This window comes from Dyadobacter sp. HNCC25DJ185, assembly GCF_056895195.1.
The window spans coordinates 95,347-115,498 of sequence record NZ_JBXHAR010000009.1; the positions used below are offsets into that span (position 1 = coordinate 95,347).

At 46.2% G+C, this 20,152-nt stretch carries 15 protein-coding genes; 10 read left to right on the plus strand and 5 right to left on the minus strand.

Annotated elements, in window-relative coordinates; genetic code table 11:
* The first annotated feature begins 24 nt into the window (after window positions 1–24).
* The 5 genes from AC1XUF_RS24420 (at window position 25) to AC1XUF_RS24440 (ending at window position 4,282) form a co-directional block, all read left to right on the plus strand.
* Window positions 25–450 carry a cupin domain-containing protein gene (locus AC1XUF_RS24420; protein WP_483344476.1) on the plus strand — a complete coding sequence of 142 codons (426 nt, stop codon included), beginning with the start codon at window positions 25–27 and terminating at the stop codon, window positions 448–450.
* 249 nt (window positions 451–699) lie between these two features.
* Window positions 700–1,530, plus strand: coding sequence for an alpha/beta fold hydrolase (locus AC1XUF_RS24425; protein ID WP_483344477.1), 831 nt, complete (start codon window positions 700–702; stop codon window positions 1,528–1,530).
* 71 nt (window positions 1,531–1,601) lie between these two features.
* Window positions 1,602–2,390: an antibiotic biosynthesis monooxygenase gene (locus AC1XUF_RS24430; RefSeq protein ID WP_483344478.1), complete on the plus strand. Its 789-nt coding sequence runs from the start codon at window positions 1,602–1,604 to the stop codon at window positions 2,388–2,390.
* 47 nt (window positions 2,391–2,437) lie between these two features.
* The gene (locus AC1XUF_RS24435; protein WP_483344479.1) at window positions 2,438–3,253 is read left to right on the plus strand and encodes a DJ-1/PfpI/YhbO family deglycase/protease; all 816 of its coding nucleotides are present in this window, start codon (window positions 2,438–2,440) and stop codon (window positions 3,251–3,253) included.
* A gap of 48 nt (window positions 3,254–3,301) precedes the next feature.
* Window positions 3,302–4,282, plus strand: a complete 981-nt coding sequence (locus tag AC1XUF_RS24440; RefSeq protein ID WP_483344480.1) for an aldo/keto reductase — start codon at window positions 3,302–3,304, stop codon at window positions 4,280–4,282.
* Window positions 4,283–4,353: 71 nt separating this feature from the next.
* On the opposite strand, the gene AC1XUF_RS24445 is transcribed toward AC1XUF_RS24440, so the two are convergent.
* From AC1XUF_RS24445 to AC1XUF_RS24460, 4 genes are all read right to left on the minus strand, one after another.
* Entirely contained in the window at window positions 4,354–5,079 is a 726-nt protein-coding gene (locus AC1XUF_RS24445) for a peroxiredoxin family protein (RefSeq protein WP_483344481.1), read from the minus strand.
* A 32-nt stretch (window positions 5,080–5,111) separates the two neighbouring features.
* Window positions 5,112–6,221 (minus strand): alkene reductase, encoded by a 1,110-nt coding sequence (locus AC1XUF_RS24450; RefSeq protein WP_483344482.1) that lies wholly within the window; start codon window positions 6,219–6,221, stop codon window positions 5,112–5,114.
* 110 nt (window positions 6,222–6,331) lie between these two features.
* A complete protein-coding gene (locus AC1XUF_RS24455) occupies window positions 6,332–6,616 on the minus strand; it encodes a 2TM domain-containing protein (protein ID WP_483344483.1) in 285 nt (94 codons plus the stop codon).
* A 77-nt stretch (window positions 6,617–6,693) separates the two neighbouring features.
* Entirely contained in the window at window positions 6,694–7,260 is a 567-nt protein-coding gene (locus AC1XUF_RS24460) for a Crp/Fnr family transcriptional regulator (protein WP_483344484.1), read from the minus strand.
* Between the two features lie 305 nt (window positions 7,261–7,565).
* Between AC1XUF_RS24460 and AC1XUF_RS24465 the strand changes: the two genes are divergently transcribed.
* Window positions 7,566–8,000, plus strand: a complete 435-nt coding sequence (locus AC1XUF_RS24465; RefSeq protein ID WP_483344485.1) for an SRPBCC family protein — start codon at window positions 7,566–7,568, stop codon at window positions 7,998–8,000.
* Between the two features lie 204 nt (window positions 8,001–8,204).
* On the opposite strand, the gene AC1XUF_RS24470 is transcribed toward AC1XUF_RS24465, so the two are convergent.
* Window positions 8,205–10,880, minus strand: coding sequence for an ABC transporter permease (locus tag AC1XUF_RS24470; RefSeq protein ID WP_483344486.1), 2,676 nt, complete (start codon window positions 10,878–10,880; stop codon window positions 8,205–8,207).
* A 470-nt stretch (window positions 10,881–11,350) separates the two neighbouring features.
* On the opposite strand from AC1XUF_RS24470, the gene AC1XUF_RS24475 reads away from it, so the two are divergent.
* The 4 genes from AC1XUF_RS24475 (at window position 11,351) to AC1XUF_RS24490 (ending at window position 20,094) form a co-directional block, all read left to right on the plus strand.
* Window positions 11,351–15,070, plus strand: coding sequence for a T9SS type A sorting domain-containing protein (locus tag AC1XUF_RS24475; protein WP_483344487.1), 3,720 nt, complete (start codon window positions 11,351–11,353; stop codon window positions 15,068–15,070).
* Window positions 15,071–15,095: 25 nt separating this feature from the next.
* Entirely contained in the window at window positions 15,096–18,335 is a 3,240-nt protein-coding gene (locus AC1XUF_RS24480; RefSeq protein WP_483344488.1) for a DUF6443 domain-containing protein, read from the plus strand.
* Window positions 18,316–18,702 carry a hypothetical protein gene (locus AC1XUF_RS24485; RefSeq protein ID WP_483344489.1) on the plus strand — a complete coding sequence of 129 codons (387 nt, stop codon included), beginning with the start codon at window positions 18,316–18,318 and terminating at the stop codon, window positions 18,700–18,702. The genes AC1XUF_RS24480 and AC1XUF_RS24485 overlap by 20 nt, the downstream gene beginning before the upstream one ends.
* 1,005 nt (window positions 18,703–19,707) lie before the next feature.
* Window positions 19,708–20,094 (plus strand): hypothetical protein, encoded by a 387-nt coding sequence (locus tag AC1XUF_RS24490; protein ID WP_483344490.1) that lies wholly within the window; start codon window positions 19,708–19,710, stop codon window positions 20,092–20,094.
* Window positions 20,095–20,152 lie beyond the last annotated feature (58 nt).

Consider the following 20,152-nt stretch of genomic DNA (forward strand, 5'->3'; position numbering starts at 1 on the left):
TTTCTCACCTAAATATGAATGCTTATGAAAGCAAATTTAACAGTACCAGCCTGTCTGTTTTGCCTTTTATTCGGGCGGGTAAATGCAAAAGCCCAGCAGCTGAAACACCTGGTTATTGAACGTATGGAAGCAAAAGCAATTTCCGATGGAATTACACTGCGGTCCGAGTCCGGATCCAATGGTACGTTTGGTTATTTCGTCATGAAAAAGGGCGCATCAGTCCCTGTGCATAGTCACCCAAATGAGCAATACTCGTTTATATTGAAAGGCAGCGTAAAAGCTTCTATCGGAGATACCGCGATGATTATTAAGGCCGGTGAAACTGTGCTCATTCCGTCAAATGTTCCCCATAGTTTTACAAGTCTGGAAGAAGGGACCATTGACCTCGATTTCTTTGCACCCCGTCGGGAAGATTGGATCAATGGCACAGCCGACTATTTTAAGAAATAGCATAAACAAATTTGACCGCCAAGTGCATACTCGACCCAACGTCTAATGGGTAGGGTTACCTTTTGTCTTCATGTTAAAATCCCACCAGAATTATTGATTTTTTCAAAAATGCCCGTACTCATTTTGACACATTTGTGTCAGGTATACCTTCCTTTCATAGCCCAACTTTGCATCATCAACCTCCATTAACCCAAGTCGATCAGGAGGTTGCTTTAACCATTTTATGTAACAACTCAATTTAAAAACAAAATGAAAAAAACAATTTTATCGCTGCTATCTGCAGCGTTCGCAGTATCTGCCATTGCATCATGTTCCACTGATGACGACAATGTGATTGCAAATCCAAACACCTACGTGCTGGTACACGGCGCATGGCAAGCCCCTTACGTATGGGACGCTGTGAAGTCGGACCTGACCAATAAGGGTAACAAAGTGGTGGTCGTTGAACTCCCTGGTCACGGCGCCGACAAAACGCCGACATATCAGCTGTCATTGGATGTTTACCGCGATAAAGTGATCGAGGCGATCTCAAAAATGGATGGCAAAGTAATCCTGGTAGGACACAGCATGGGCGGAATGGTCGTAACCAGTGTCGCCGAGAAGATTCCTCAGAAAATCAGCCGGCTGGTATATATAGGCGCATTTGTACCTGCCTCCGGACAAAGCCTTGGCGAACTTTCGATGGGCGACCCAAATTCGAAACTTGGACCTCAGCTGACTCAATCCGACGACAAACTAACACTCGATGTAAAACGCGATCAACTGACTTACCTTTTCATTAATGATGGCAGCCAAGCCGCAAAAGATCAGGTTCTTGCGAACTATCGGGCAGAGCCGGCGATTCCATTTGGCAACACGGTAACACTGACCAGCGCAGGTTTCGGATCGGTAGAAAAGGTGTACATCAAAACCCTGCAGGACATCGTGATTACGCCAGGGTTTCAGGACAAAATGATTGCCGCGGCGGGCATTAAGAAAGTTTATCAGGTGAATACAAGCCATTCTCCCTTTCTGGCTCAGCCTCACGCAGTGTCTGATCTTTTGCTCCAAATCGGACAGGAAACGGGTGTTAAGCAATAGCGCAAAAGTTAGCACGACCAGTTGGCCCTACGACTGGTCGCGCTAAATCCCTCGATAGAAATAAAACACCCATGAAAACAACAGAAATATTTTCAATTGCAAAAATGCCCGTCGTGCTCGGTATAGCCATGTTATGCTGCATGATCCATGCGGGTCTGGTAGCACAGGATTTAAAGGGCGCTTCAGCAGCAGAACCGATTGCGAAGCATTCTGAAACAGTGGCGAGATTAACCCGATATGAAGTGAAACGGCAACATCGGGCTGCATTCCGCAAAATGGCAAGGAAGTACGTTCGTCACTCCCTGCGTCAGAAAGGCAATATATTATCTGAGGCATATTATGAGGAGGAAAATCGTTCCGTCATGTGGATCATCGAAAGGTGGGAAAATAGGAATGAATTCGAAGAAAACAGCAAAAGACCACCGTTCAGAATAATCGAATCAATGTCGAAAAAAGTGCTGGTCCAACCTGCAAAAGTCATTTATGCGAAAGACCTGGAACCACTTTCCAAACAGCAGTGGCGCACTGTTCCGAAGAAGAATGATAAGCCGATCACGATCATGCTTTTCGTGGATGCCAGAGCCGGGACGGAGGATAACTTTAAAAAGGTATATCATACCGCCATGCCGCAATTCCGTGGTGAGCCCGGTGTCGTCACCTATCAGCTTTCCCAGCTTGAAGAAGACAGCACCCAATTTGTGACGTATGAAAAGTTCAGGGGCGAAGATGCTTTTCAATACCATTTGAAATTCCCTCCCATACTGCCGGTGATTGACTATCTGGAAACCAGTATCAAAAAACAACCCTTCCAAGCCGGCATTCACAGACTGATCGAATTTGCACCCCTTACCCGGGAATAACAGGGTAAAACAATTCATAAATACTACAAACAATCAAAAACTCAAAAATGAAAACGGTTAATCAAATTGTACTGACAGGTGTCATCAGCACGCTTGCTCTGTTGAACGCCAATGCCCAGGTTAAAGTAAGTGCCGGGCAAATCAAATCACATGAACTGGAAGTATTAAATCAATTGGCATCCCACACGGAAGTTGTCAACATGCCGGTATCGCAACTACTCAATGCGCCTGGAAACGAAGCACTCAGGGCCTTCTTTTTTACCCCGGTAAAAGACAAGTCGGCTTTGAAGGGCAAAAAGATCGCGGTAATCGCCGCAGATGGTTTTGAGGAAATCGAATTGCTTGGGCCGGTGTGGTACTTCCGGGAACTGGGCGCCCAGGTCGACATTGTTGCTCCCAAATACAACCCCGCGCCTGCAAGATATGGCCTTATCCAACCAGAAATGGCCCAAACACATATCATGGCGATACAGTACCTGCAACCTGTGGGTTGGGTAAAAGTGGATCGCACGGCGGACCAGGTCAAAGTAGGCGACTACGATGCGGTATTTATTCCAGGCGGTGCCTGGAACCCGGATAACCTTCGCTACGACAAAGACGTGATCCGCTTCATCCAGGATTTCAATAAATCCGGGAAGCTCATTGCTGCCATTTGCCATGCTCCTGTTGTGCTGGCATCTGCGGACATTCTGAAAGGGAAGAAACTGACCGGCTACTGGAATATCCAGGTCGATCTGAAAAACGCCGGCGGTATCGTAGAGGAAGCACCGGTGGTGACGGATGGTAACCTGATCACCAGCAGACACCCCATTGACGTAGCCGACTTCTCGAGAGCGGTGGAACAATGGCTCGTAAAACGTTGATCGAACCGGATATTAAAAGTCAAATACCAACAATAGAAATTCAATCGTATGGAATACAGAAAATTGGGAAACACTGATCTTCATTTATCAGTAATAACCTACGGCAGCTTCGCAATCGGTGGCACCATGTGGGCCGGAACAGAGAAAAAAGAAGCGCAGGAGGCGATCACGGCTTCACTAAGCCACGGCGTTACCACCCTGGACACGGCACCTTTCTACGGGCTTGGCCTCAGCGAAAAACTGATTGGCGAAACGATCAAAGGAATGGACCGCTCGAAAATACAGATACTGACCAAATTCGGGATGGTCTGGGATGGCAGTAACAACGGTAAAGGGGATTTTATGTTCGACATTGAAAATGAAGGTAAAATTTATCCTATCTACAAGTTTGCCTCAAAAGCCAATGTGATCAAGGAAGCCGAAGAGAGCTTAAAGCGGCTGGGGACTGACTATGTCGATCTGTTACAACTTCATTGGTTTGATTCCTCGACGCCTATCGACGAAACGATGGAGGCTTTACAGCTTCTGATCGATCAGGGGAAAATCCTGGCGGCTGGTGTAAGCAACTATAGCAATGCTCAGATGCTGGAAGCTCAGAAAACCATCCAACTGGCGTCCAATCAGCTGCCTTACAGCATGCTGAAAAGGGAAATTGAATCGGAAGTGATCCCGACCGCCATCAAAGCCAATATCGGTATTATCGCTTACAGCCCGCTGGAAAGAGGCTTGCTGACGGGTAAATTTTTTAAGGGAGATACCTTGAAATCCGGCGACCACCGTAACGACTACTTTGCTCAATTCGACCTTGAAAAAGTAAGATACCTGTTGGAACGGATCGAGCCAATTGCCCTGGAAAAAGGAGTATCGCTTTCCCAATTGGTACTGAGGTGGACAACCCTGCAGCCGGGCATCACCGCGGTATTGGCAGGAGCGAGAAACAAAGAACAGGCGATCAGCAACGCCCACGCTGCCGAGATCAGCCTAAGCAAAGAAGAGTTAAGCTTTATCCATGATCAGCTTGCCAGGTAAGTGAATACCCAATCGAAGAGAGGCGTATAACAACTACCGTTATACGCCTCTCTTGTTTACGTGTCTGGATTTTACAGCAGAGAATTGACAGCAGACGCGATCTCTTCCCGTACTTTCGGACTCGAATTCATGATCATTTTTATATCACCAGCCTGGTCAATTACCATGCTGGTTGGCCATGAGCCGACCTGGTACTTTTGATCGACCTCGCCTGAATTCGGCAACAATGCATAGTTGAAGTTGCGTTTCTTTTGAAATGTCCTGACCTGGTCCTCACTGTTAAAAGTCAAAGCCAGAAAGACGACATCTTTGCCCTCATAAGCCTTCACCAATTCGTTTAATTCCGGCATTTCCTGGACACACGGGGCACAGGATGTAAACCAGAAATTGAGTACCACGATTTTACTACGCAACTCCTGTAAATTCCAGAGATTTCCTTGAAGATCTTTCAATTTAAAGTCAGGAGCCGGTTTATTCAGCATAGATGCTTTGGCCTGCTCTCTTCGGGTATTTGCTTCTTCAAACTGTCGCTTCATTTCTTCGGTTATCCTGACCAGGTGAACAATGCCCTTCGCATCATCCTCCGCGTTATGTGAAAACGAAACCCCGCCCCAGGCTTTGTTCAAACTGTCCAGTTTTTCGCCGGGAAATACTTTACCATCAGGCAACAAATAGGTAGTAGCTTGTTTGGGCGACTCGCCCGCACCGGATGATACCTGTGCCATAGACAGGTGTGAAACACACAAGGAAGCTGCGGTCAGGCAGCTCCCAGTGTACAATTTTCTGTATTTCATCATTGTTGATTCATGTTAACTGGTTTGATTTCTGTTTAGACCAGGGCAGCTTGCTGATATGTTTCCCAGTCCGTGTAGCCATGGTTACCTAAGCCATAATGCAGGCTGCGGTCCGGCGGGGTTAGTTCCCAATTGTTTTGCAAACGGTCAACCAAATCCGGGTTGGCGATAAACGGCTCTCCGAATCCGGCGATATCAATCGTTCCAGCATTGATCAGCTGCTCAGATTTTTTTCGGTCCATACTGCCTGCGAGAATGATCACCCCATCATACCAGGAGCGAAAACGCTCTATAAAACCTTCCGGCAGCGCATGGCTGCCCTTAGACTGCTGATCCATGAGGTGGATATAAACGATATTCCTTTTTGCTAGCTCTTTTGCCAGATACTGATATGTAGCCTCTATTTCGTCATAGTGAGGCAAATCACCCAGGCCGCCATAAGGGGTAAGCCTGATGCCCACTTTGTCGTTACCAATAGCCGCTATGCTTGCATCAACGGCTTCCAATAAGAACCTCGACCGGTTTTCTATGTTTCCGCCGTATTCATCCGTACGGTTGTTTACAAATGGATTCAGGAACTGCTCGATCAGATAACCATTGGCACCATGCAGCTCTACACCGTCAAAACCAGCTTTCATCGCATTTTTGGCTGCATTGGCAAAATCTTTCACCACCTGCTTCACTTCATCGGTCAAAAGGGCCCGAGGTTTTGAAGAAAGCACGAATCCTTCGTTTCCTTTCTCATCATATCCCCAGGCAAAAGAAGTGGCTGCCTGAATTTCGGAGGGGCCGACAGGTGCCGCACCACCGGGCTGGTTCGATGTATGGGACACCCTTCCTACATGCCAGAGCTGCGTAAATATCGTACTGCCATTTTCATGTACCGCCCTGGTTACTTTTTTCCAGCCTTCCACTTGTTCCTGTGTATATAATCCGGGAATGTACAGCACGCCTTTTGCCGTATCCGAAATCGCCGTTCCTTCGGTAATGATCAGTCCTGCACCCGAACGTTGCGCATAGTACAAGGCATTACTGTCATCAGGAATGCCATCCGCATTTCTCGCCCTTGTCATCGGGGCCATAGCTATGCGGTTTTTCAATTGCAGCAAACCGACTGGCGCCGGTTCGAAAATAGAGGTTGTCATTTTTATACTTATATTAAAATAGTTATGCTGTTTTCTAAGCCAAATTTACCACGGCCGGCAGCCGCAGGAGAAGGAAGTAAATCACTAAAAAAGTGTGAGGAAAATCACGGTCACCACGCGCCTGAATATCTTTTGCTGATCCATAATTTCAGGTTTAGAAAAATTTTCGATTTGAGCAAGACGGCTCGTAAGAAATGCATCTGCAGTCCTTTTGTCCATACCGCTACTGCCCAGATGTGCCATGGATCATGGCTGCCTGTGAGGTACCACACGAGCCAGATAACCGGGGTTGTGACGACGAAAACAACTAAGTGGATCTTGAAACTCCTTTTTGAGTTAATGAGTGCAGCGGCCTGGTTTGCCAGTCCGAGTGCAGGTGATATTTTCTTTTCCATTGCAGTATCATATTGATTTTGACACTACAAAGGTGGACTGCAAAGGGAAGGCGTGCCTGACACAAATGTGTCAAAAACTACTTGTGGGTAATTTTCTGACGAATACGGGTAAGGGATTGTCGCTCTATGCCGAGATAGCTGCAAAGATGGGACAGCGAAATCCTGTTGAATAAGGAAGGGTAATGCTTTATAAAGCCAAGATAACGCTCCTCAGCGGTCTGAAAAACAAAACTCTCGATACGGGCCTGCTGCCGCGCGAGGACTTCTTCGGCGACTAACCGTCCATATTTTTCAAAGTTTTGAGATTGCCCGTAAATCCATTGTAGGTCTTCAAACGACAGGCAGGCAAATGTAGTTGGCTCTAAGCACTGGATAGAATACCGGCTGGGTTGCTGGGTAATAAAAGCAGGGTAATGCGTGGCATAGTCCCCCTCTGGATAAAAACCCACAGTCCTTTCATTTCCATCCTGGTCGATATAGAAAGAGCGGATCAACCCTTTTGTGACAAAGCCCAGCAGTTTTTGAGTTTCGCCGGATTTCAAGAAAAGGTCCTTTCTGCGTAATTCGGTGAACCTAAGCTTTGATGCAAAGAGTGAAAGCTCAGGTTCGGTAAATGAAGGGCAAACTTCTTTGACAGAATCCAAGAAAATTTCTGTTTGTGATGCTATTGTCAGTTTATCATTTGACCACACCATATTTCAAAGGATAGCAAGGGCTGGACTTTTCCCAAAATATACACATACACCGGATATTCAGCAACGACTATGAGCAAATCCGATTCGTCGATACCTCCTGAATGCAGTTCAGCTTTACAGCCTGCAGAGCAGGTTTTCCGTATCCAAATGATTTTAATGCCAACCAATAAACACGGGCGACTCAAAAATATCATCCCCCAATAGGTAATTCGAAAGTTACACATTACATTTGCGTAACCTAAAAGTTACCTATCATGCAGCGTACAATACATCACGAATGGTTCTACATCCATTCGCCGGAGGTCGTCTGGAATTACCTTACCGATCCGGTGTTGTTAACGGAATGGCTGATGCCAAACGATTTTCAGCCAGTGGTTGGTCACCGTTTTACCTTCACCGCATTACCGCGCCCGAAGTTCGGGTTTGATGGAAAAATTTACTGCCAGGTGCTGGAAGTTGTTCCTTTTGAGCGCCTAAGTTATAGCTGGAAAGGCGGCTGGAAGGGGAAGATCAGCCTGGATTCGAAGGTAACCTGGACGCTAAAACCGGAAGACGGGGGAACTTCGCTGATCCTGGAACACAGTGGATTTAAGGGTTTGCGCAACTTTATTCCTTATCTGGTGATGAATAAGGGCTGGATAAAAATCGGTGACCGAATTTTCCGGAACTTAGAAAAACAACGTTCATGAACCCGGGCCGTTTTAGCGGAAATAAACCAGTAGAGGTCAACCTCGTCCTTTGGAAGCCTTACATGGACGACAATTGATCTGAACCTGATTACCGACTTGAAGAAGCTGAATGGCAATAAAAATGATGAAAAAAGAGAATGGATTTCGAATGTAATCGACCTGTTCAGATAATGTCGGCAAAAGCTATACAGATCGGCTGCTCCCCTACTCGCTCTTAAGAACCTCCACAGGATTACTCCGCGCAGCCCTCAGTGTCTGAGACCCGATCATCATGATTGCGATGACCAGCACCGCCAGCAACCCAATGAATAGCTCACCGATTTGCACAGGTGTATGATAAGGGAATTTTGTGAGCACGAATTGATTGAAAAAAAGATAAGTTACCGGCAGGGCTATGCATGCCGATAGCGACAGGAGCAACAGAAAACCGCGACTCAATAAATAGATAAGACTGCCTGAGCTGGCACCCATCACTTTACGGATACCGATCTCTTTCAGTCTTGTCTCGGTAGTGAACACCACCATCCCGAACAAACCCATCGAGGCAATAGAAATCGCGAGGAGCGACAGGAAACCTATGATCTTGATCATGGAGGAAAACTCGCTGTAAGCGTCTGCTATGGCTTCGTCATAGAATTCGGCCTCAAGTGGGTGAACCCGATCGATCTTTTTCCATATCGACCCGATCCTGGCCAATGTCGCCGGCATATCGGAACTCTGTATTTTGGCATTGATAATTGCCCTGTCCCCTGGCGCCCAGGGCATCAATGCAACCGGCCCGATCAGATTGTCGACCTTGCCATAGTGAAAGTCTTTGATCACACCAACGATGCTCATCTTACGTCCATGTACTTTGAAGTTACTGAATGATACGACCTGCCCGATCGCTTTCGCGGGATCTCCGTTGGCAATGTTGAACCGTTTCAAAAACTGCTGGTTCACAATCACTTCGCTGGCAGCCTCGGCCGTAGCGGGCCGTGCGATAAAATTCTCCCCGGCAATGAGTTTGTACCCATGCAGCGGCAAATAGTTTTCATCTACATGATTGGTCATAACCAGCGCTGAGTCGCGGGAATCTTTGTACTTTATATAACCGCCCCAGGCATTCCCTACGCTGGTGATGATTAAGGATCGGGAAAGTGCGGTTACTTCGGGGATTTCGCTCAGTTCCTTGAGAAATGCATCGGGTTTATTACCCTGCGTATCAATGTTCAGGATATTTTCTGTGCTGAACCCCAGGTCAAATGCAAGTATGTTTTTGTATTGCACATAGCCGATGGCGGTTGTTGTGATAAAGATCAATGTGACCGTGTATTGGATTACGGCCAGGGCGCGTCTGAGTGTTACATGTTTGAATACTTTAACTGTCGAAACATTCTTAAGCGCATGGATCGCGCTGGTTTTCGAAAAGAATGTGGCAGGCATGAAGCCGGCAATCATCCCGACGAGGATCGCCAAGACGATAAAAGCGACGACCGTAGCGGGCGTGAGGTCGAGTTTCACTGTGCGCTGCAGCTCCGGGGCCATCCTGATCAGCTGCGGCCGCAGGGCAAGAAACAGGAAGAATGAAAGAAAAAGCGCTGCCAGGGAGATCATGACCGCCTCCGCGAGGAACTGCTGACGTACCTGGCCCTTCCCGGCACCGATTGCCTTACGAAGACCTACTTCCTTGAAGCGGCGCATGCCGCGCGCGATCGAAAGATTGGTATAATTGAAACACGCCGACAATATCACAACCAAAGCAAGCCCGCCCAGTACCCACAGTACCACTGTTGACACGTGAGGGTTCACGGAGCCACTCATGGAGCCGGAATGGAGAGTTTCTCCGACAACAATATCATACAAAGGCAGAAGTTCGAGCTGAATCTCTATGTTTTCCTCGGCAAGATTTTCCTCTTTTGCAATCGTGTCGAGCTGCGATTGGATAGAAGCCAGAGTGGAAGCTCGATCGGCATTTTCGGGTAACAGGAGATATACGTAGTTGGACCACATGCTGCCCCATTTCTCAAAATTCTTGTCATCCTTGTTGAGTTGCCGGGCCGTCGACAACGATACCAGCGCTTCAAACTTGATATGCGAGAAGAAGGGAACATCCTTCATGATACCGGTTACCTGGTAATCGAGCGTATCGAACCTGACCGACTTGCCGAGCGCCGACTGATTGCCAAACAGCTTTTTCGCGGCCGTCTCGGTAAGAACGACCGAATAGGGATCGCGCAAAGCTGTTTCTGGATTTCCTTCCAGCATTGGAAGGGTAAACATCCTGAACAGCGACGGTTCTGCCCAGAAACCCTTGACGGGAAGAACATGGTCACCCACTTTTGCATCCTGCGAAAAATCACTGCGCATAATAGCCACTTCTTCGATACCGGAAACCTTCTCCCGGATCACTTTACCTGTCTTTATCGATGTGGACCCATATTTACCTCCCTGTTCGCCCTTGAAAGTCGCTACGTTGGTGATACGATAAATCCTGTCACCATGTTTGTTGAACCTGTCGTACGAACGCAGGTCCAGCACGAACGCAATCAGCAGTAACCCGACAGACATACTGATGGACAGGCCCACTATATTGATGGACGAGAACATTTTGTTGCGCATCAGGCTGCGCCCCGACGTTTTGATATAGTTTCCGATCATGATCCAGTTGATAAAAAGGTCGGCTAATGTTGGTTTTCGCACGGTATAAATTCTGAAGAACTTCAAGGCATCGATCACATAGATCAGCTTCGCACGACGCGGGCCGACGGACCGTACATTCCGGTCAAAATATTCGTTGAGGTCCCCTGTCAGGTCCTCCACGAGCCCGGGCTTGCAATACCATTCCACAAATCGCTGCGCCCAGTCGGGCGGATGATGCTGCTGTTTTGGATCCTTCATATCCGGCATTAATTACGTAAATGTATGTAAAATGGTTTTTATTATACATACAAAACGTGAATAAATTTAAACGGTTTAGCTGGGGTTACTAAAAGTTGCAGGCATGTGCCGCCAACAGAACCAGCGATCGACAGGGCGAAATCATTTATTGAACGGACAACATTCTTCTACCTTACTGCTTATCAGCCAATTAAAATTCCTTTAAATAAATACACCTTTTGTACTACAATCTTCAGAAAACAAAATACATAGGTTTGCCGAGATCACGCACGAGCCAGCAAACAGCGAATCGGCCATTGCCGTGCACCTTTCCCTCGGGTACGGCGACAGCTCCGAAAGCATTACTGCTAGTATCATTATCAGGAAACTATAAAGAGGTACCTCTGCTCACGTTCTTCATCGCTTAAACGCATTGGCTTTCAGGTCAGGATAGTTGTTCTATGTCCCAACTCTATCCGAATGTCATCAGCATGAAAACAAAATCCCATGTCAGAATTTGCCTTCTTTTAATCATTACAAGCCAGAGTTTCGCCCAGATAAAATCACCCGTAATCGACAGTATCAAGGCTCCCGACAGCCCTGTATTCACACTTTTAGCTCAGGAAAATATCCCCAAAGCGCCTAAAACGGTCCAAAGCCCTAATGCTGCAACATTGGGCTCATACGGTGAAATCGCAGTGTCTCCGTACACTGGTAAGGCATCCATCAATATTGATCTTTATAGTATTTCCGATGGCAATGTTCAAATCCCTATTTCTCTAAATTATGATGCTGCAGGGATCAGGCCCGATATTCATCCCGGGTGGACGGGTCTCAACTTTGGATTATCGACAAACTATTCCATTACCAGGACCATCAAGGATGGCCCCGACGAGTTTAACATTCCCGGCACTGCGCTCGAGCAGCTGGGTTATCGCTTCAACTATCCTGTTAACAATGGGCCGAACTGGGCTTTACCCGACACCATCAAAAAAACGGCCCTCACCATCTCCAAAGTAGACCCGAATTCTCAGACAGGCAGCTTCATCGATACGGAACCGGACGAGTACGTTTTTAATCTCCCGGGCTTGTCAGGTAAATTTTATCTGGGAAGCGACGGGAAATGGAAAGTTCAGTGTGAACGACATGTAAAAGTAGAACGCATTGCAACCCAGAACATTCATTTGTTCACGCCGTTTACACCACCCGGAAGCGTCAAAAACGGTAATCCATGGTCTGTTTTGGGCCATTATATGGAGCACTTTCAGGGATTCACAATTACAGATGAGTATGGTACCGAATACACTTTTGGAGGAAGCGACGTGGCGTATATGGAATACAGCATCGACTTTTTTGAGCAGGGCACAGATACCTGGGTTTGTAATGGATGGTATTTGAAATCAATCAAACGCCAAACCGGACAAACCATCAACTTCACTTATGAAAGAGGGGATTTGGTGAATCAAATGTACTTCTCCGTATATAACAAGCTATCCAGAATTAATGGAGGTCAATGGTTTGGTTGCGAAAACTGGTCTTCACTGATAGGACAATATGGCCCTTATAATGGAAAACTGATTTCACCGATCTATCTCAAAGAGATCGCAGCAGACAATTTTAAGGTAAAGTTCCTATCCAGCGAAAGCACCGAACTGCGCTTCACTGATGACCTGTTCACGACTTACGTAAACAAAAAAATTCTTGATAATTATTCCAAGCTGGATTTCCTGACATTCTTATATGACTGCTACTATCCAGCTCCCAATAATTACCCCAACGGTTGCGGAAATCCTACACTGACGCAGCTGCTTTCCAAACTCAAATGGCGGAAGCTGGATAAAATTCAGATTCAAAATGGTGGCGGCGTTACCATTAAGGAATTTGAACTGACTTACAACAACCTTGCAACCGAAAGGCTGATGCTTCAGAAAGTCCAGGAAAAGTCCGGATACAATTTGACTAAGCTCCCTCCCTATGAATTTACCTACTTTACCAATGGCTTTACCCTTCCAGGATATTGCAAATCGCACACCGATCATTGGGGCTTCAACAATGGCAAATTGATCAATACCGGCAACGACTTCAATGCCATGGGCACCTATGGAAGCACTTACCGTAGCCCTGACCCAAATGAAGATATGTACAGGGTCGGATCATTGTTACAGATCAAATACCCTACCGGTGGAATCACAAAATTTCGTTTTGAGCCGCACAAGTATGCAAAAGAAGTGAAATTGAGAAGATGGGAAGGAGAAGATTCTTATGCATCTAATCAGATGGCAGGCGGATTACGGATCAAGGAAATTCACAGTTACGATCCAGGTCTGGCAAACCCGATGGTCATTAAAAAGTATTACTATTTAGCGTCCTTTAATCCCGCCAGTCCGGACACTTCGGCAACTGCACTATCAAGCGGTATTTTAGGGGGAAAGGCGCAATACTATTGGCCTGATTACAAACCGCTGCCAGATGCGGACAACATCACCGTTGAGCAGGAGATATTCTCCACCCAGTCTGTATTGCCCGCTTCCGAAAACTCCATGGGATCGCACATTGGTTATTCCAAGGTCATTGAGCGGTCGTCAACAGAGGGGTGGACTGTACATGAATATTCTAACTTCGACAACGGCTACCGCGATGAAGCACCGGCAGGTTTCCTACAACCAAGTACAACACCTTATCAGCCTTACAATAACAAGGCTTTCATGCGGGGGAAAGAATTGTCAGAAGAGCATTTTTTTCAAAACGGAAACATTGCCTCTAAAACCACCCATATATATAATCTGGTTGGCGGACTACCTGAATACTCGGCAAGGTCCGTAAAGACTCAAGTTACGTTTCTGTGCGGCACGCAGAACGCCGTATTTGAAGGCACAGCCTATCTGATCGATTGCCGCAAGTATCTTACAACAGAAACTGTAAATTACGTTTACGATCAGGACAATGCAGCGGCAGTTGCCCCTTCTGTGCTAGGTTACACCTACTGGCCCAATGGACAACTTTATATTACCAGCCAAAATGATAGTCGCGGGCGCAACATTAAGAGCTGGTACAAGTACCCTCCCAACCTAGCCGATCCGATCAGCACAGCCATGGTTGCCAAAAATATCATTGGCCCGGTCCGGGAGATATTCAAGTATACGGGCACCGAAGCAGCGCCGATGGCTATCAAAACGACTTCTATTGCATATGACCTTTTCTCGGGATCGTATCAACCGCAAAAAGTACAGACCAAGCTGGCCAGCGCATCTTTTTTCAATACCGATATTGAATTCCTTTCCTACGATGCGCGGGGCAACCTGCTTACCTACAAACAGCAGAACGGGCTGGTAAATAAGCTGGAATACTATGGCCTGGCAGATGCTGGAAAGGCAGATATGCTAAAAAAGAGCACAGTTGCCGATGGTGCGGCGATCAGTCAGTCAGCCGTCTACGACTACAAGCCCGCCATTGGTGCTGAAACCATGCAGGACGCGAATGGCAAGCTGGTCTTTTACGAATACGATAATTTCAACCGGCTCAAAAATCAGCGCTCTAATAATGCTGCTGGTCCTGTGCGTGTTTACTATTGCTATAATGATGCAGGTCAGGTTGTTGAGTGCCCGTCCATTGGCGCCACTGGCGCTGTTTCACCGCCGCCATTGTTGCTCATAGCCGAATCGGCTTTGCCGGTCACGCTGGTTGAATTCCTCGCAGCAGCCCGGGAAAAGCAGGCCTATCTATCCTGGGTAACGACCAATGAAACCAATAGCGACCGCTTCGATATTCAGCGCAGCTCCGATGGAAAGCAATGGCAGCAGATCGGTTCTGTCCCGTCCCATCGGGAAAGCAAGGAAGAGCAGACTTACTCCTTCGTGGACGAGCATCCCTTACAAGGAGAAAATCTTTACAGGCTGAAGATGGTCGACCGCGCGGCGGACCGCCTGGATAGCACTTATGCGTTCAGCCGTATCCGAAACGTGGTTTTCGGGCAGGGTGGCAAGGTTACGCTATATCCTAACCCGCTTTCGGTAACCAACGAACTGAATATCAGTACGGAAGCTCCCGAAAGAATCGCCGGTATCTCCATTTATGATGTCAGTGGAAAGCAGGTATTGCATACACCTTGGAAAGCAAGTATCGACATCAGATCGATCGCATCGGGCTTGTACATGGTACAGATCACTTACTCGGACGGCAGCATCAGCAGCCATCGCATTGTAAAACAGTAAACATTTGCACACTAAAATCACAGAGATGAAAAATACCCTTTTCGCATGCATACTTTGCATCTTCTTCCCGTATGTACACGCACAGCAGACCAATACCCGTAACTATATCATCAAGAAAACCTACAAACAATCCGGTGCCAATCCCGACGATATCAGCAAAGTGGTTACCCAGGTCCGGTACTTTGACGGCTTGGGCAGGCCTGTTCAAACCGTGACTGTCGGTCAGAGCCCATCAGGCCAGGATTTCGTAGAACCAGTTGAATATGATGCAGCGGGAAGGATTATCAAGAAATATCTGCCGTATGTTTCCGGTGGAAATGGGGCGTATCAGTCCAATGCACCTTCCGCGGCTGCCAGTTGGTACACGGCCAACAATGCAGGTCTTGAAGCGGCTGATTTGGGAAAACCCTATCATGAAACATTTTTCGAACCCTCATCATTGAGCCGGGTATCGAACCAGCGGGAACCTGGGAATAAAAGTGCCAATTCCACGGTCAAATACAAGGTCAACACCGCTTCGGAGGTAAAACGATATGACTATGACCCGGCAGGCAACACCATTGCATTGATTGGCAATTACGCAGCGGGTGCACTCATCCACACACAATTTACCGACGAACAAGGCAATGTTTCCAGCGAATACACCGACATGCTGGGCCAAATGATCTGCAGGCAGGTTATCGCTTCCGGCCAGGCCACACTTTCAACTTATTATGTTTACGATGATCTGGGCCTGCTCCGCGCAGTGTTGCAGCCTAACTATCAGGACGCTGCTTCGCTCACAGACCATGCTTTCACCTATGATTACGACGACCGTGGCAGAATGATCGCTAAGAACATTCCGGGAGGTGGCAAAACAGAATACGTTTATGATCAGTACGGCAGACAAGCTCTGTCCCGCGACCCCAACCAGCAGCAGCGCGGTGTCTGGGCATTTACGAAATACGATGCACTGGACAGGCCTGTGATAACAGGTGAAATCACATCAGCCGCTACCCGGACGGGCTGGTCCGTTGTCGTGGATGCCAATACACAACATCATGAGGAAAGGAGCGATAGTGTCACGGCGGGTTATACCCTGGATAAAACTGCTCCCAAAAATGCTGCAGAAGCAAATCTCCTGACCATTGCATTTTATGATGACTATGCTTTTTCCAAGGCCGGAAACCTGTCTTATACTTCAATGTACTACCCCTCCAATAACCTGAATGTGAAGGGCCAAACCACCGGTGGACGGACGAGAATGCTCCCGGGGAGCGGCGGAGCAGGAAGCTGGCTCACGGCCGTCACTTATTATGACGCCGAGTATAGGACCATCCAGACAACCCGTGAACTGTACGATCTGGGCGCAGGCGCGATTGAACGGGTTTCGACGAAATACAGATACGACCTTGCGCCGGTAACCGATGAGCAGAAAACGGAGCAACTTTTACCTGGCAATATTACCAATGTCCATTTGGCAACCTTTGCTTACGACCATGCCGACCGGCTTTTGAGCATCAAGGAAAAAGTTACCAGTGGAGCGAACGTCGCGGAGGCTTTTACACTTGCGCAACGCTACAATGCATTGGGACAATTGAAGAGTAAGTGGTTTCATTCCGCTGACGGCACCAATTACCTCAGACGAACTGACTACACCTATAACATTCGTGGCTGGGTCACTGACGGGAAAACCGTTTACAAAAAAGAAGCGAACGGGGCCGATCTCCCATTCTTTGGGTACGGACTGGCTTATGACAACGGGAACAGTTACACAAATGGAAACATTAGCCAAATGCAATGGCGCGACAAAGATGAAGCAGCATTTACAAAGGGGCTGAGCTTCAGCTATGACGGAGCAAACAGGTTACTAGGCTCTACAGGCCTTAATGGTTATCTGGAAACCGAGAAAAGCATTACCTACGACAAAAATGGAAACCTGAAGACATTGACCAGAAGCGGCGCGGTAGTAGATAATCTGGTTTATGGTTACCTCGGCAACCGGCTGTCGTCCCTGAATGATGGCTCCGGCAGCAATCTGGGTGCGAAAAGTGGACTTAGCAATTATAGCTACGATGCAAATGGAAATATGACCAGCGATGGAAATAGAAACGCGACTTTCACTTATAATTACCTGAATTTGCCCAAGACGGTCACCATTGGAGGCAAGACATTGACTTACGATTATGATGCGGCGGGAACGAAGCATAAGTACATTGCCGATACGGTCACATTCAAATATGCAGGCCACTTCGAATATCGGCAAGTTGGGGCTGCTCATGTTTTAGACCGTGTAAGTTTGAGTGAAGGCCAGGCGGTTTTCAGGAAGGGAGTTTTGAAGTTTGAATATACTCTTAAAGATCATCTCGGGAATGTCAGGGTAGTTTTTGACGACAAAGGACAGGTTTTGCAGGGGACGGACTATTATCCGTTTGGGTTAAGTATCAATCGCGACGGGGCTTTGCCGAAGGTGCAGAATTGGGTGAACCGGTATTTGTATAATGGCATCGAGCGACAGACAGAAACCGGAATTTATCAGGCGCATTTCAGAGGATTCGATCCGCTTATTGGCCGTTGGATGCAAATCGACCCTAAGCCAGATCAGTCCATGAGCCTATATGTGGCTATGAACAACAATCCTGTCCGCTTTACCGATCCATTGGGAGATACTACGATTGTCAATAATAGAGGCGTTGTTCAGAGACAGTATGGTGGCGATAATATCATTTATCAGCAGGGAAGAAAGGGGAAACTCACCCAAATAGGCGAGTTTGGAAAATCAATAGACATTAGTCAAATACTGCCTAATTTACTAAATCATAATAAACGAGCTGCACAGGCGATGGGGGCATTCGGTTTTGCAAACGCGGTAAGGCCTGGTGGAAAGTGGGATTACAAAAATGCAAATGCTCAAAAAGGCAATATTTTTGGATCCACTGCAGCATACGAAAAAGACAATAATACAAAGACATCCTTCACATTTAATTATTCCATGGGAGGAGCTCAAAGACAAATCAGGTTCAAGGATGGTTCAGATATTGGCAATTTAAATTATGGATATACAGGAAAATATGTAGGAGGTGACGGCTACTCTAGTAATACACTCTGGTATGCAGCAGGCATTTTACAGTATGGGAAGGACTACGTTATAGGAGAGTGGAGTAAGGCAACCCGAGAATATAGCTCTTATTTTGGCTTAAAAGCTCCATACGGAGATGAACCTGACGATTATCAATACACGACTTTTGGGATGAACTACGCCGAACATGAAAAAAATAATCATTAATACTCTCTTATTTATTTCTTTTTGCTTTTTGGCGAAGCAATGCCATACCTATTTCTTCTTCGGGAAGAAAAATTCATTAAAAACGCACTTAGTGGGAGGTGGGATATATGAAGAACGATTTGAACCCTTCGATGGCGGCGTTTTAATGGGTAGCATACAAACCTATTATCTTACAGATTCCTCCAAATTCAGGAAATATATTGGGTATTGCGATGAAGATGAAATATATAAATCAAAAGTAGTAGGTGATTCAATAAAAGTCATAAAATGGTCCTGGAAAAATTGGTATAAAACAAAAATAGAGTCGCCTCTTGATAGCATACAATATTCAATAAAAGACTTGAAAACAGAGGGCAAATTTGAATAGTTACTTTAACATTAAAAAAATAAAATTGCTCCCTATATGAAAATTTCAGCTTCTATTTCCCTGATAATCATAATGGTCTCCTGCATTCAAGTTCAAAGGGATCACAAAGTAAAATTCAGGTACCACTCGATTCGTGGGACATATCTTGCATCAATGACTATCCCGTCAAGCTCCAAGCTAGTGCGAATTTCCACAGGTGGAGAAGGGGAAGAGCATCGCTACTGGTATCGAGATTCTTCTATGATTTATCTTTCAAGTGCGATCGGTATAGCATCAATTAATTATCATGCAATAGGGCTACAAGGCAAAAATAAATCTCTTTTTCCTTCCGACACAACTGTTTTTTCGAAAACTAACGCGGGAAAGAATTGGAAAGAAACAAGAATAGGAGATCTAAGATTTGGATACTATAATATACCAGACCAAAATAAACGATCATTTGACCGCGCTATGGGCACATTCAAACTTCGATTTCCTAAGTGAGCTATTAACGAAAGGTCCTTATAGGGAAAATACTTATTCAAACAGCAAATAACTAATTAGAAATAAACTTCAAATAATAATTCACACTATGAATAAGATGAAAACAATTCTGTCCGTGTCTGTTATTGCAACAGCTTTATTGTCAGTCTGTGCAATATCCTGCACTAATGAAACCGCTCCGTCCAACGGCTCTGAAAAGTGTCGGCTTCTTTCGTTTATGGAAAACTCAGTACCGATATATTTTGTATACGACAATACTAAAAGCCTTATCGGCGCCACAACAGCTGGCTCCAAAGAAATTCAAGTGAAGTATGATCACGACGGTCAGGGACGTCTAACCAGAGTAGTTGGTAATGAAAAATACACCTTCGGTGACACATTGTTTGCCGAATATGGCTATGATGGAGACCATCTGCAGACGATAAAATCTTACGGTCGCCAGTACGACATTAATGGAGGTCCAAGTGATAAACTGATTTTAGCTTGTAAATTTTTTACAGCAAAAATAAAAATCCCGATTCAATGCAGGTTGTCAAAACCCGCGTGGACCCTTCGGGAATTGAACATGTTATTCTGCCGTTGCGGTCAGATAAGTTTTTCTATGACAATAGAAGTAACCTCATCAAGCAGGAGACCTATAACTCAGGCACTACCGGAAAGGCGTCTCTGGCGGCTTCTATCTATCATACATATGACAATAAACCAAATTATCTACAAAAGCTCAATCTGATTTATTTTGATCCGAATCAATCAGTTCCCTACTTGTTCTCGGAAAATAACAGCATATCCAGTCGCATCGAAATTCAGGGAAAGTCGCCTTCGGAATCACAATACAAAGTCGTATATAATGGTGATCAAGTAAGCGACGATGGCTTTGGTCATTTTGATATAAAATGGTCCTGTGATTAAAGTACTTGTATTTTCAAACTAACATAAATCGGAAAAATTCATTTACAAACATGCACAA